This window comes from Jeotgalicoccus coquinae (assembly GCF_014207425.1).
Taxonomy (GTDB): domain Bacteria; phylum Bacillota; class Bacilli; order Staphylococcales; family Salinicoccaceae; genus Jeotgalicoccus; species Jeotgalicoccus coquinae.
In genome coordinates, this window is the sequence record NZ_JACHFF010000001.1 from 1,055,628 (window position 1) to 1,069,354 (window position 13,727).

Sequence of the window (13,727 nt, forward strand, 5' to 3'; positions counted from 1 at the left end):
GTTAAGCCTTACCTTTTTCTAAATTTTGCAGAATATCCATCAGCTGATCGATATCTTTAAACTCTCTGTACACCGATGCGAAACGTACATATGCCACCTGATCGAGAGTAATTAATTCATTCATGACCGACTCTCCGATATCATTGGATGTAATTTCCGCTTTATTTAAATTGCGCAGCGCCGCTTCGATTTTATCCGCGCGCTTTTCAATTTCATCGTATGGAATTGTCCGCTTCTCACAAGCTTTTAACAGACCGTCCAGTACTTTCGATCTGTCGAACACTTCACGAGTTCCATCTTTTTTTATAACGACAAGGGGTGATAATTCAATCCGCTCGAACGTCGTAAAACGCGTTTGGCAATCATCGCACTCACGGCGTCTGCGAATTGCATTCATCTCATCTGCATGACGCGAATCCACAACCTTCGAATTCGTATGCTGACACTTTGGACATCTCATGTGATGTTCACCTCATTCAGTAATAGATTAGTTTCAATTATTATAACATCGAAAGCACCAAACATAAAAAAAGAAAGCGGATTTGGAGATAAACTCCGCAGTTGCCCGGGATATGTTTGGGTCGTTTCTGATTCCGGCGGCGTGCTGGAATCCACAATGACCCGGGAGCGCGGCTCCCGGGTCATTCTCGTATTCACAAGTATCCGGCAAATCATTTTTCGGGTCATTGTCCTATTCACAAGTACCCGCGACGGACTATAACGGGTCATTGTGATCTGTACAAGTATCCGAAAATCTTTCTCCCGGGTCATTGTAAAAATCACAGTGACCCCGTCCGGACCTCACAGCCAAAACAAACAGCCGCCCCATCCCTGTAAGAGACGGCGCGGCCGGCCGGAAATCAAATTTTATCCTTCAACGCTGTAGCTTTCACGTACCGGCATTGCTTCCAGGTAGTCGCTGCCCTGTGATTTAACGCGCTGTTCTTTTTTAACGTGGGAGTTTTGGAATGCTTCTGATTCCACCCATGCCGTGAAGTCTCCTGTTGTTGCCCAGCCTGTCAGCACTGACATTTTGTTGTCTTTTTTAACCAGCATAAAGCCTTTAAATCCGTCGTACTGATCGACGTTTCCTTTACGGCTCTTAAATCTTTCTTCCATTTCTTTTAAGTACTCTTCTTTTACGATGAAGTTGTTTGTTGCAACGTGCCCGGCAGCTGATACGTCTCCGTCGTGAATCAGGATTTCGTATTCTTCTCCTTTAAACGCCGCTGTGTTGCCTTCGATAATCAGTTCTGTGTTTTGTCCGTCGCTGTTTACTAATTTCATGTCAGCACTCCTTCGTTCGTATTGTTAATTTTATTGTATCAAAAAAGAGGATAGCATCAACTATCCTCCTGTGACTGTATTGTTAAATATCTTTAGCGATCATTTCAGCTAATTCAACACATCTTACAGAGTAACCCCACTCGTTGTCGTACCATGACAGTACTTTAACTTTGTTGTCATCCATAACCATTGTTAATGCTGAATCCACGATAGAGCTGCGCGGGTCAGTATTGTAGTCGCTCGATACTAACGGCTCATCGCTAACGCCTAAAATACCTTTCATTGCATCTCTTTCAAATTTCTTGAATGCTTCATTAACTTCTTCTTTAGTCACTTCTTTTTCAAGGTCTACTACAAGGTCAACTAATGAAACGTTTGATACCGGTACGCGTAATGCCATACCGTCTAATTTGCCTTCAAGTTCAGGTAGTACCAATGCTGTCGCTTTTGCAGCACCTGTTGAAGTAGGTATAATGTTTTCTGCAGCTGAACGCGCACGACGCAGGTCTTTGTGCGGGTTGTCGAGGTTCATCTGGTCGTTAGTGTACGCGTGTACAGTCGTAACAAGACCATTTTTAATTCCGAACTCATCGTTTAATACTTTCGCTACAGGTGCAAGACAGTTTGTCGTACATGATGCATTTGAGAATACATCATATGAAGACGTGTCCAGTGTTGCACAGTTAACGCCGCGTACGATTGTCTGTACGTTGCCGCCGCCTGACGGACCTGTTAATAATACTTTCTTCGCACCGGCATCGAGGTGAACCTGTGCTTTGTCACCGTGGTTGAATACACCGGTAGCTTCGATAACGATATCGACGCCAAGGTCAGCCCATGGTAAATTCGCAGGGTTGCGGTCACTTGTCACAGTAATTTCTTTACCGTCTACGACAATGTTGTCCCCTTTAACTTCAACTTTTTTATCCCACGTACCGTGTGTAGTATCGTAGTTAATTAAGTGTGCGATTGTTTCCGCAGGTGATGTCACGTTGACTGCAACAAGATCAAGTTCTTTTGATTCTGCAACAATACGGAACACCATTCTTCCAATTCTACCTAAACCATTAATAGCAACTTTTTTCATGACTAGAGCTCCTTTGAAAGTTCTTTTTCAATTAATATTGTACCATAGTTCACTTTAAGTTTGAACACGTTTTCACAGACTTTCCAACTCTTCTGTAAATCGGTCAAGCTGTTCATATAATTCCTCTACAGTACCGTTGTTATCAAGATGACAGTCACTTTTCTGCACCTTTTCCGTGAGCGGCATCTGGCTGTTAATGCGCGCTTCTGCTTCTCCGGCAGTCAGGTCATTTCTTTTAATCAGCCGCTTCACCTGAGTATCGCGGTCGACGAACACTGTCACTACCAGATCACAGCGTTCGTCCAGCCCGTTTTCAAACAGCAGCGGAATATCCAGAAACACATGGCCTTCTTTGATAAACTTCTGCTCATCCGCGTTCATCATTTCTCTGATTAATGGATGGACAATCTCATTCAGCTCGCGGCGTTTACCGGCATCGTTAAAAATAATGCTGCCGAGCTTTTTGCGGTCGAGCTCGCCGTTGTTATCAATAATATCTTTCCCGAACGCTTCGATAATCGCAGGAATTGCGGGACCGTTCTTCGCTGTCGTTTTTCTTGAATAGGCGTCTGCGTCGAGCACCGTATAGCCGCGCTCTTTTAAATAGTCGCTCACCGTTGTTTTACCACTCGCGATTCCGCCTGTCAATCCGATTATTTTATACATGGACATCACCTCTGGCATATTGTGCAATAAAATGTATTGCGTGTACTGATTACTTTCGTCTTCAGTTCGTGACCGAGCGGACATTCTTTCCGCTGATACACGTTAAAACTGTTCTGCATTTCACCTTTGCCGCCCGTGACACTCCGGTAGTCGGAAATCGTCGAGCCGCCGTGTGATAATGACAGCTCGAACACTTCAGTAATCCGGTCGAACAGTTCACGGAGCCTTTTATCGGAAACATTACCAACTTTTTTAGTCGGCAGAATATGCGACAGGTATAAGGCCTCAACGGCGTATATATTACCTACACCGGGAATAACCTCACCGTCCATAATCGCGGCTTTAATCGGTTTCTCTTCATATTTTTTCGTACGCAGCATCTTCATATAATGCGCAAAACCCAGCTCATCCGTATACTCCGGTGCCATACGCTGAAACGGCGGGAAATCCTGCAGGCTCTCATGCGTATGCATTTCTCCGAATCTGCGGATATCCGAATACACCAGCTTCTGCCCGTTATCGAGCGAGAATATAACCTGCCAGTGTTTCTTAAAATTATGCTCTTTAATATCTTCAAAATCCGACACGATAAAATACGCACCCGACATGCCGAGATGGCTGACGAGATGCGTCGTTTTGTATTCATCGTTAATCAGGAAATATAAATACTTGCCGCGGCGTCCGATATGGGTAATTGTTTTGCCTGTTACAATTTCCTTAAATGCGTCGAGATCATCTTTTACTATCGTACGTTTATTTAATTTATGTCCGTTATATATATGCTGCGACAGCTCAACGTCCGTAATCTTTAAATTGATTACGGGCGTGAGTTCGCGCTTAACGAGTTCAACTTCCGGCAGTTCCGGCATTTATTCCACCTACTTCACTTCATACCAGTCCGTACCGTACCCTGCATCTACTTTCAGCGGTACGTCGATGTCTATCGCCTGCTCCATAATATCTTTAATAACCGGAATGAAGGCTTCCACTTCACTTTCCGGAATATCAAAGATCAGCTCATCGTGGATCTGTAATAGTAATTCTGCATTGAATTTCTGTGCTTCTTCGCTCCCGGCGTATTTCACCATAGCGAGTTTAATAATATCAGCGGCACTCCCCTGAATTGGCGAGTTCATCGCTGTGCGTTCTGCGAACGAACGCGCATTAAAGTTTCTGCTGTTGACGTCAGGCACGTAGCGGCGGCGGTGCAGCATTGTCGTGACATAACCGTCGCGTTTAGCATCCTGCACGATGTCGTGCATAAACTGTTTCACTTCTTTAAATGATTCGAGATACGTATTGATAAACTGACCCGCTTCTTTACGCGTAATGCCTAAGTTCTGGCTGAGTCCGTAATCGCTGATTCCGTAGACGATACCGAAGTTAACGGCTTTCGCGTTGCGGCGCATTAACGGTGTGACTTCATCGAGTTCAACGCCGTACACTTCCATCGCCGTTTTCGTATGAATATCGATATCGTTCGTAAATGCTTCCATCATCGATTCATCCTGCGTAATTGCTGCGAGTACACGCAGCTCGATCTGCGAATAGTCGAGTCCGAGCAGCACGTTGCCTTCTTTTGAAGGAACGAATGCCTGACGAATCTTCCGTCCCTCTTCAAGTCTGATCGGAATGTTCTGCAGGTTCGGTTCCACACTCGATAGACGTCCCGTCTGGGCAAGTGTCTGGTTAAAGCGCGTATGAATACGCGAATCCTCAGTCACTTCACCCTGCAGGCCGATAACATACGTCGACTGCAGTTTGCTGATCGTACGGTATGTTAAAATATGTTCGATAATTTCATGCTTGTCCTCGAGCTGTTCCAGCACGTCGACCGCTGTTGAGTAGCCGGTCTTCGTTTTCTTAATAACAGGCAGTTCAAGCTTCTCAAATAAAATCACACCGAGCTGTTTCGGAGAGTTGATATTGAACTCTTCCCCTGCCAGACGATAAATCTTTTCTTCTATTTCTTTCAGACGTCCGCTGAGTTCTTCTTCCATCTCTTTCAGACGCTCTGTTTTAATTTTAATTCCTTTGAGTTCCATCTGAACGAGTACTCTCGATAATGGAATCTCAAGGTCATGCCATAAACCGTACATTTCGTCAGCGCGTAGTTTCTCCGCCATCGGTTCTGCAACTCTTTCAATGGCCTGCACTTTACCGGCAACGAAATCTTTTGTTTCTTCAGCATCCGGGTCCTTCTTATTGCGTCCTTTACCGTAATGGAAATCGTCGCTGTTAATCGATACGTTAAAGTCGGCCGCTGTTTCAGCCACATCGATTATTTTCTTCGACGGGTTTAACAGGAAACTGCCGAGCATAATATCTTCTGTAAAGTTATCGAACCCGACATTCAGATGATTTAACAGTGCCACCTGACGTTTCAGATCGTATGTCGTTACAGAAGTACGCGTATTTAAAAACTGGCTGAGTTCGTCTGCATCAAATTCAGCTGCTTCTTTAACCAGCACAAAATCTTTATCGGCAATACCGATAAATTCAGGTTTTGCTTTTAAATAGTTTTCATCGTGCACTTCGAGGTAAATACTGATATCGTCCCCGAAGTCATTTAATGAATCAGTACGTTCAGCTGTAAATGACGCAGCCTCTTCCACTTCCGCTGCTTCCATATTATTCAGAAGCGAGTTGAACTCAAGTTCTTTAAACAGTTCGTACTTCTCTTCAGAATCCTCGTTCATGAATTTAAGGTCCCCGAGTTTAAAATCAAACGTCATATCGCGGTAAATTGTCGCAAGCTCTTTACTCATCAGCGCAATCCCCTGATTGTTCGTCAGGTTTTCGTTTAATTTTTTTGCAGTAATCTTATCCAGATTATCCAGCACGCTTTCAACGCTGCCGTATTCCTTCAATAGTTTAACCGCTGTTTTTTCACCGACACCGGGTACGCCCGGAATATTATCCGATTTGTCGCCCATCAGACCTTTTAAATCGATAATCTGGTTTGGCACAAGACCGTCGTAAACGTCAGCCACGTGTTCAGGTGTAAAGACTTCAATATCCGTCACACCTTTTTTTGTAATGTACACTTTCGTATGTTCACTTGCAAGCTGCGTTAAGTCTTTATCGCCTGTAATAACAATCGTTTCAAACTTCTCTTCGTCAGCAAGCTTCGTCCACGTACCGATAATATCATCGGCTTCGTAGTCTTCGTGCTCAAAACGTTTAATGCCGTATGCATCGATTAACTTTCTGATCGGTGCAAACTGTTCCCCGAGCTCCGGTGGAGTCTTCTGTCTGCCGCCTTTATATTCTTTGTACTGCTTATGTCTGAACGTCGATTTACCCGCGTCAAACGCGACTAAAAAATAATCGGGCTCTTCTTCTTTAATTACTTTTTCAAGCAGCCGTGCATAACCGAAAATCGCATTCGTGTGCAGTCCGCTCTGATTCGTTAACAGCGGCAGTCCGTAAAATGCGCGGAACGCAATACTGTTTCCATCCATGAGAATTAACTTAGCCATAATACTCTCCTTAGTCAGTCATTCATTCTTACTTTAAATTATACAGTTCCAGTGAATATTAGCCAATTAAAAAAGGCCGATGAGTTATTCCTGTAAAATCCTAAAACAAAAAACACCTGACTCATCCGGGGAGTCAGGTGTTGTAAAATTACATCCATTACTTTCTCTTAATAATGAACTGGTGAATCCGGACCTAATGGAATTCCAAGAAGGCTCCAGATAATAAGCATTAAGCCCCAGAAGATAAAGAAACAAATTGAGTACGGCAGCATTACTGAAATCAGTGTACCGATACCGATGTTTTTATCGTATTTCTGTGCAAATGCAATGATGATTGCAAAGTAAGTCATGAGCGGTGTAATAATATTCGTACTTGAATCTGCTACACGGTATGCCATCGTCGTCAGCTCCGGAGAGTATCCAAGCTGCATCAGAATCGGTACGAAAATTGGAGCCATTAAAGCCCATTTCGCACTCGCACTACCGATGAATAAGTTGATTACAGCAGTTACAAGCATAAAGCCGATTAACAGCGGTACACCGGTTAAGCTCATGCTGTCCAGAAGCTGCGCACCGTAAACCCCGATTACAAGACCAAGGTTAGACTCAGTGAAGTAAGCGACGAACTGACCTGCTGCGAATGCTAAGACGATAAACATTCCCATAGAAGCCATTGTGTCAGACATCTGTCCTGCGACATCTTTATCGTTTTTAATTGATTTTGTTACAATACCGTAAACAATACCCGGAATAAAGAATAAAATCGCAATAATCGGTACAAGTGAACTCATGAACGGTGACTGAATAATCGTATCCATGTAAGATCCGATGTCGTCAGATCCGCGCATCGGCGAGTTCGGAAGCACTACTAACAGTGCTGCAAGTATTAGTCCGATAATAACAGAAATAAACGCCAGAATCAGACCTTTCTTCTCTACAGGCTCAAGTGTCTGAATTCCTTCAACATCTTCACCTGATAAATCTTCTTCCTGTTCTTTAGACATTTTGAATGAACCTAAACGCGGTTCAACAATTTTAGCAGATACGAACCAGCCGACAAATGTCAGCAGGAATACACTGACCATAATGAAGTACCAGTTCATTGCAACGTTAATTGAATCTGCATATGCAGGGTCGATTAATGCCGCGCCTGCAGCAGTAAGTTCAGCAAGCATAACGTCCGTTCCGCTCAGCAGTAAGTTCGCAGAGAACCCTGCAGATACACCGGCGAATGCTGCAGCCAGACCCGCAAGGGGATGTCTGCCAAGTGCCAGGTACAGAAGTGCACCAAGCGGCGGTAATACTACGTAACCTGCATCAGATGCTACCGATGACATAATCCCTGCAAATACGAGACCTGCAGTGATCAGGTTTTTTGGAATTGCAAGTACAAACGCTTTTAAAGCAGCGCCGATTAAACCGGAACGCTCCGCTACTCCGATACCGAGCATTGTTAAAAGTACAACGCCAAGCGGTGCGAAGTTAATGAAGTTATCCGTCATACTTTCGAATATATAACTAATACCTTCGGCATTTAATAAGTTTTTTACTGCAACTTCTTCGTTACCTTCGCCTGGATGTGTGACTGAAATTCCAAGTATTCCGAAAATTGATGATAAAACTAAAGTCAATACCGCCAAAATAGCAAAAAGCGTAACCGGGTGCGGCAGTTTGTTACCCAGCCATTCTACAAAATCTAAAAACCTTTGAAACAATCCATGTTTCTTTTTACTCTCGTCCACAGCTTAAACGTCCTCCCAATATGTACAAAATTAAAAGTCGCTCTTAAAGAGCGACTTTTACTATTATAATATTTAGTTGATCAGATTACAATCTGAATTATTGCATATTTTCGATTAATGCGTCACCAAATTCAGAACATTTAACTTCTGTAGCGCCGTCCATCAGGCGGGCAAAGTCATATGTTACGATTTTTTTCGATATTGTGTTTTCAATAGCGCCATTCACCAGGTCAGCAGCTTCCTGCCATCCAAGGTGTTCAAGCATTAATACGCCTGATAGTAATACAGATGAAGGATTAACTTTATCTTGTCCGGCGTACTTCGGTGCAGTACCGTGAGTTGCTTCAAAGATAGCGTGGCCGGTTTCGTAGTTGATGTTTGCACCTGGTGCAATACCAATTCCGCCAACCTGTGCTGCTAAAGCATCACTGATGTAGTCACCGTTTAAGTTCATTGTTGCAACAACATCAAATTCTTTCGGACGTGTAAGAATCTGCTGCAGGAAGATATCCGCAATAGAGTCTTTGATGATGATTTTGCCGTCAGCAACAGCTTTGTCCTGTACTGCATCAGCTTGTTCTTTACCGTCTTTTTCAACGATTTCATCGTATTCAGCCCATGTGAAAGTCTGGTCAGCGAATTCGTTGCGGGCAAGTTCATAGCCCCACTTCTTGAATCCACCTTCAGTGAACTTCATGATGTTACCTTTGTGTACTAAAGTAACTGATGGTTTTTTGTGCTCGATTGCATAGTTGATAGCAGAACGAACTAAACGCTCAGTACCTTCTTTAGATACAGGTTTGATAGCAATTGAAGAAGACTCAGGGAAACGGATGTTTTTAACGCCCATTTCATCCTGCAGGAAGTCTACAACTTTTTTAACTTCAGGCGTACCTTCGTTAAATTCGATTCCAGCGTAGATGTCTTCAGTGTTTTCTCTGAAGATCTGCATATCACAGTGCTCAGGATGTTTAACCGGTGAAGGTACACCTGTGTAGTGTCTTACCGGACGCAAGCACGCGAAAAGGTCCAGTTCCTGGCGAAGTGTAACGTTTAATGAACGGAAACCGCCGCCGATTGGAGTTGTTAAAGGACCTTTAATAGCGATTAAATACTCATCGATTTTATCAAGAGTATCCTGCGGAAGCCATTCGCCTGTTTTATCGAATGCTTTCTGACCCGCGTATACTTCAAGCCAGTCGATTTTTTTCTCGCCGTTGTAAGCTTTTTCTACAGCTGCATCGATAACTTTGCTTGCTGCTGCCCAGATATCCGGACCAATTCCGTCACCTTCGATGAAAGGAATAATCGGATTGTTAGGTACGCTTAGTACACCATCGTTAGTTTGAATTTTTGCTCCTGCCATTTGTAAAAACCCCCGTTAATTTTTTAAAAATTATCTGTTTTCAATTGGTTCGTATTTCATGTTCGTGTGGCCGTTGTACTCCGCACGAGGTCTGATCAGTCTGTTGTTTTCATACTGCTCGAAAATGTGTGCAATCCAGCCTGAAGTTCTGCTGACTGCAAAAATTGGTGTGAATAAGTCATGTGCGATTCCAAGTGAATGGTAAACCGATGCACTGAAAAAGTCAACGTTAGGCAGTAAGCCTTTCTCTTCTTCAATAATCTGCGCAATCTTCACAGACATTTCGTAAAGTTCAGGCTGACCGTTTTCTTCAGTTAAGCGGCGGGCCATATCTTCAAGATACTTGGCACGCGGGTCTCCCTCTTTATAAACTCTGTGTCCGATTCCCATGACTTTCTCTTTGTTGTCGAATTTTTTCTGAATGTAGCTTTCGACATTTTCAAGAGAACCAATCTCTTCAAGCATAGCCATGACCTGTTCATTCGCTCCGCCGTGTAATGGCCCCTTAAGTGCTCCGATAGCGCCTGTCACTCCCGAATATACATCCGATAAAGTCGCTACGATAACACGTGCAGCAAATGTTGATGCGTTGATTTCATGGTCGGCGTGTAAAACAAGTGCCGTGTTCATTGCTTCAACCTGAACGTCAGTCGGCTCTTCACCGTTCATCATGTACAGGAAGTTTTTAGCATAACCGTACTCCGGATTCGGGTCGATTACTTCTTTACCTTCACGAGTACGTGCGATAGCCGCTACGATTGAAGGAATTTTCGCCTGAATGCGGATTGCTTTACGCAATGTCGCTTCCTCAGACTGATCCTCAGCCGTCGCATCCGTGTGTGCAAGCAGTGACACTGCAGTACGCAGCGCGCTCATAGGATGAACTGATTTATCTACAAAAGTTGTATAAAAACCTTTAGCTTCATCAGTTAAAAATGCATGGTCAAATAACTCCTGTTTGAAAGCTTTCAGTTCCTCTTTGTTTGGCAGGTGATCATGCCATAATAAAAATACCACTTCTTCGAATTCAGCATTTTCTGCTAAATCGTCAATTTCATAACCGCAATAAGTCAGCTGTGTGCCGATAATTGAGCTGATTCTTGATTCCCCAATTACAACACCTTCTAAACCGCTGTTTCCAGTCATAAATCCCCCTCCTAGTTATGTAACAGAATCTTTAAACCAAGTATAACAAAATTGTCACAAATATGTTTGCCCTTACCTGAACGCGATGTTTGTGAATAAGAATACATAATGTAAGCGTAACCTTTGATACTGCTGTATTCCCGTATGAATTAACCGATAAAGTACTGTGTAATAAGAATCAGTTAATTATCTTATATTATATCATAAGTATATGTTATGTATAGGTGTAGATGTTGATAGCTAAGGGTTATGGTTATGGTTTTGGTTGAGACTGTGATGCTGTTACTGGAGGGTATCCCGGTTTACAACAGCGGTTCTCTGTTGTCATCCAGACCCGCACAAACAAAAAAAACCCCCGAAACTGCATCAGCGCAGTCTCCGGAGGATTTCAAGCTCATTAATATTATTGTTCTTCTGACATATTCAGCGGTTTTTCAATCATTTCAACGTCGTCGATATTTGTGTAATCGACTGTAGAATGTACCGCGATGTCTTCGCCTTCACTTACGATGTCAGCTTTCAGTTCACTGCCCGTAAATTTGTACTTACCGTCGAAGTAAAGCTGAATTGTGCCGTTAATACTGTCAGCCGCTTCAACCTGCTTCAGCGTTTCTTCATCAATTAAACCGCCGAGTGCCGCAGAATTTTCGACGTTTATCGTTATTGCGTAGCCTTCGTCGAGTTCGCTGACTTCGCCTTCCGGATAGTTTTTAAGTTCAGCGACGATGGTCTGATAATCGTTGCCTTCAATATCCATCGTTTCTTCTGTCTGTACGACTTCGTTGCCGGCATACATGAAGTGATCGCCTTCGACGACATAGTGTGTAACGATGTCGCCGTTGTTGTTCACAGACAGTTTGAATTCGTTCTGTCCGCCGAACGTCATAATCGTACGGATTGTACTTTCTTCATCCGGCTTTGTGGTTTTAAACGATTGCTGGGCAACGTATGATGAAATGCCTTCACTGTTTGCCACAGCGCTGTCGATTAAGTCAGCTGATGCCATGTCGCTTTTTCTGCCTTGTTCTTCTTCACCGGCAGTTTCTTCCGTATTTTCCTCAGCGGCTTCTTCTTCCGTTCCGTTTTCTTCAGAAACCGGTTCTTCCGGATTGTCAGAGCATGCTGATAAAATTAATATACTTCCGAATAATGCAGCGAGCGTTTTTTTCATCCAACACACCTCTAATCCTTATAACACGTGCGCATGTCCGCTGTATACGACGCTCTGCTCACTGTCAATCGTAATGAGCATGTTGTCTTCCAGCACTTCAAGCGCTTCTTGTGCACCGACGATTGTCGGAAGTTCCAGGTTCAATCCGACGATTGCCCCCTGGCTTGTCAGTCCGCCTTCTACTGTGATCAGTCCTGCTGCTTTAATTAACAGCGGTGTCATCAGTGCGTCAACTGACTGGACAACGACGATTTTATCTGTCGTATCTTTGCTCTGTAATTCTTCATAGTTTCTGGCAGTGACCACTTCCCCGACTGCTGTTTTATCGCCGATACCCTGAGCTTTAATCAGCGTATCTCCGACAACATGCAGTTTCATTAAGTTTGTCGTACCCGCACGGCCTGCCGGTACACCTGCAGTAATAATAATCAGGTCGCCTTCATTGGCATAGCCTTTTTCAAGTGTCGCCATAACTGAAGTATTTAACAGGTCATCCGTATCTTTTTCAGCTTCTTTGACGATCGGGTTCACACCCCACACAAGGTTAAGCTGGCGTGCAACATGTCCGTAAGGTGTTACCGCTACGATGTTTGCATGAGGACGGTATTTAGCGATCATTCTCGCTGTGTGCCCGCTCTCTGTTGCTGCAACGATTGCTTTACACTGCAGGTTAAGCGCAGTATGTGCAACAGATACACCAATCGCAGTTACCATGTTTGTCTGAGTTGATTTCGTTCTGTCAGATAATAATTTCTTATAATCCTGAGCTTCTTCAGCAGAGACAGCAATTTTCGCCATCGTCAGAACCGCTTCAACCGGGTAAGCACCCGCAGCAGTTTCACCGCTCAGCATTACCGCGTCAGTACCGTCGTAGATTGCGTTCGCCACGTCACTCGCTTCAGCACGTGTACATCTCGGGTTTGTCTGCATTGAATCAAGCATCTGAGTTGCCGTAATAACCGGTTTACCCAGCAGGTTACATTTTCTGATTAATTCTTTCTGCATCATCGGTACTGTTTCAGGTGCAATTTCCACACCAAGGTCACCGCGGGCAACCATCAGACCGTCAGAAATTTTCAGGATTTCATCGATGTTATCGATACCTTCCTGGTTTTCAATTTTAGGAATAATTTTAATGAATTCGCCGTTGTTTGTTTCAAGCAGTTCCCTGATTTCAAGAACGTCCTGAGAGCGTCTCACGAAACTTGCAGCGATAAAGTCCACACCCTGCTCGATGCCGAACTTCACATCATCTTTGTCTTTATCAGTTAAACCTGGAAGTTTTACGCTGACACCGGGTACGTTAACACCTTTTTTATTCTTTAAAAGACCGTTGTTTTTAACAGTCGTTGTAATAATTCCTGTTTCTTTGTTCAGTTCATCGATCTGAAGTTCAACCAGACCGTCATCAAGAAGAATAAAGTCTCCCGGCTCAACGTCGTCGATTAAACCTTCATAAGATACCGAGAAGCGGTCTTTGTTACCGAGTACTTCAGTCATCGACACTTCAATCTGCTGTCCGCGGACAAGTTCAACCTGGCCGTTTTCCATAGAGTGGGTTCTGATTTCAGGACCTTTGGTATCTAAAAGAATACCTACTGTTTTACCAAGACGTTCTGACACTCTTCTAATCGTTTCGATACGCGCCTGATGCTCCGCGTGGTCACCGTGTGAAAAGTTTAAACGCGCAACGTTCATTCCCGCCATGATTACTTTTTCCAGTACCTCTTCAGATTCTGAAGCCGGCCCTATTGTACATACAATCTTTGTATTTCTCATT

The 13,727-nt window shown here is 43.8% G+C and carries 11 protein-coding genes; all 11 read right to left on the reverse strand.

Annotated features, from left to right (window positions below; all coding sequences use genetic code 11):
* Position 1: 1 nt before the first annotated feature.
* The 11 genes from nrdR to pyk all read right to left on the reverse strand — a co-directional run bounded on the left by nrdR (position 2) and on the right by pyk (position 13,726).
* Complete coding sequence (gene nrdR / locus HNR41_RS05185) at positions 2–460, reverse strand: transcriptional regulator NrdR (protein ID WP_184282390.1); 459 nt, start codon at positions 458–460, stop codon at positions 2–4.
* 407 nt (positions 461–867) lie between these two features.
* Positions 868–1,287 (reverse strand): antibiotic biosynthesis monooxygenase family protein, encoded by a 420-nt coding sequence (locus HNR41_RS05190; RefSeq protein WP_184282392.1) that lies wholly within the window; start codon positions 1,285–1,287, stop codon positions 868–870.
* Between the two features lie 82 nt (positions 1,288–1,369).
* Positions 1,370–2,374, reverse strand: coding sequence for a type I glyceraldehyde-3-phosphate dehydrogenase (gap, locus tag HNR41_RS05195; RefSeq protein ID WP_184282394.1), 1,005 nt, complete (start codon positions 2,372–2,374; stop codon positions 1,370–1,372).
* Between the two features lie 72 nt (positions 2,375–2,446).
* Positions 2,447–3,040 (reverse strand): dephospho-CoA kinase, encoded by a 594-nt coding sequence (coaE, locus tag HNR41_RS05200; RefSeq protein WP_184282396.1) that lies wholly within the window; start codon positions 3,038–3,040, stop codon positions 2,447–2,449.
* Positions 3,041–3,045: 5 nt separating this feature from the next.
* The gene (mutM, locus tag HNR41_RS05205) at positions 3,046–3,909 is read right to left on the reverse strand and encodes a bifunctional DNA-formamidopyrimidine glycosylase/DNA-(apurinic or apyrimidinic site) lyase (protein ID WP_184282399.1); all 864 of its coding nucleotides are present in this window, start codon (positions 3,907–3,909) and stop codon (positions 3,046–3,048) included.
* A gap of 9 nt (positions 3,910–3,918) precedes the next feature.
* Positions 3,919–6,522, reverse strand: coding sequence for a DNA polymerase I (polA, locus tag HNR41_RS05210; RefSeq protein WP_184282401.1), 2,604 nt, complete (start codon positions 6,520–6,522; stop codon positions 3,919–3,921).
* A gap of 167 nt (positions 6,523–6,689) precedes the next feature.
* Positions 6,690–8,264 carry an AbgT family transporter gene (locus HNR41_RS05215; protein ID WP_184282403.1) on the reverse strand — a complete coding sequence of 525 codons (1,575 nt, stop codon included), beginning with the start codon at positions 8,262–8,264 and terminating at the stop codon, positions 6,690–6,692.
* Positions 8,265–8,361: 97 nt separating this feature from the next.
* On the reverse strand, positions 8,362–9,630 hold the full coding sequence (gene icd / locus HNR41_RS05220; RefSeq protein WP_184282405.1) for an NADP-dependent isocitrate dehydrogenase: 1,269 nt from the start codon (positions 9,628–9,630) through the stop codon (positions 8,362–8,364).
* Between the two features lie 30 nt (positions 9,631–9,660).
* On the reverse strand, positions 9,661–10,776 hold the full coding sequence (locus tag HNR41_RS05225) for a citrate synthase (protein WP_184282407.1): 1,116 nt from the start codon (positions 10,774–10,776) through the stop codon (positions 9,661–9,663).
* A gap of 403 nt (positions 10,777–11,179) precedes the next feature.
* Complete coding sequence (locus HNR41_RS05230; protein WP_184282408.1) at positions 11,180–11,947, reverse strand: hypothetical protein; 768 nt, start codon at positions 11,945–11,947, stop codon at positions 11,180–11,182.
* An 18-nt stretch (positions 11,948–11,965) separates the two neighbouring features.
* Positions 11,966–13,726: a pyruvate kinase gene (pyk, locus tag HNR41_RS05235; RefSeq protein WP_184282410.1), complete on the reverse strand. Its 1,761-nt coding sequence runs from the start codon at positions 13,724–13,726 to the stop codon at positions 11,966–11,968.
* Position 13,727: the final 1 nt, after the last annotated feature.

Bases quoted from the DNA above. Each gene is read 5' to 3' on its own strand.
- mutM (WP_184282399.1), bottom strand. From the start codon at position 3,909: ATGCCGGAACTGCCGGAAGTTGAACTCGTTAAGCGCGAACTCACGCCC.
- HNR41_RS05230 (WP_184282408.1), bottom strand. From the start codon at position 11,947: ATGAAAAAAACGCTCGCTGCATTATTCGGAAGTATATTAATTTTATCA.
- HNR41_RS05225 (WP_184282407.1), bottom strand. From the start codon at position 10,776: ATGACTGGAAACAGCGGTTTAGAAGGTGTTGTAATTGGGGAATCAAGA.
- pyk (WP_184282410.1), bottom strand. From the start codon at position 13,726: ATGAGAAATACAAAGATTGTATGTACAATAGGGCCGGCTTCAGAATCT.
- icd (WP_184282405.1), bottom strand. From the start codon at position 9,630: ATGGCAGGAGCAAAAATTCAAACTAACGATGGTGTACTAAGCGTACCT.
- coaE (WP_184282396.1), bottom strand. From the start codon at position 3,040: ATGTATAAAATAATCGGATTGACAGGCGGAATCGCGAGTGGTAAAACA.
- polA (WP_184282401.1), bottom strand. From the start codon at position 6,522: ATGGCTAAGTTAATTCTCATGGATGGAAACAGTATTGCGTTCCGCGCA.
- nrdR (WP_184282390.1), bottom strand. From the start codon at position 460: ATGAGATGTCCAAAGTGTCAGCATACGAATTCGAAGGTTGTGGATTCG.
- gap (WP_184282394.1), bottom strand. From the start codon at position 2,374: ATGAAAAAAGTTGCTATTAATGGTTTAGGTAGAATTGGAAGAATGGTG.
- HNR41_RS05190 (WP_184282392.1), bottom strand. From the start codon at position 1,287: ATGAAATTAGTAAACAGCGACGGACAAAACACAGAACTGATTATCGAA.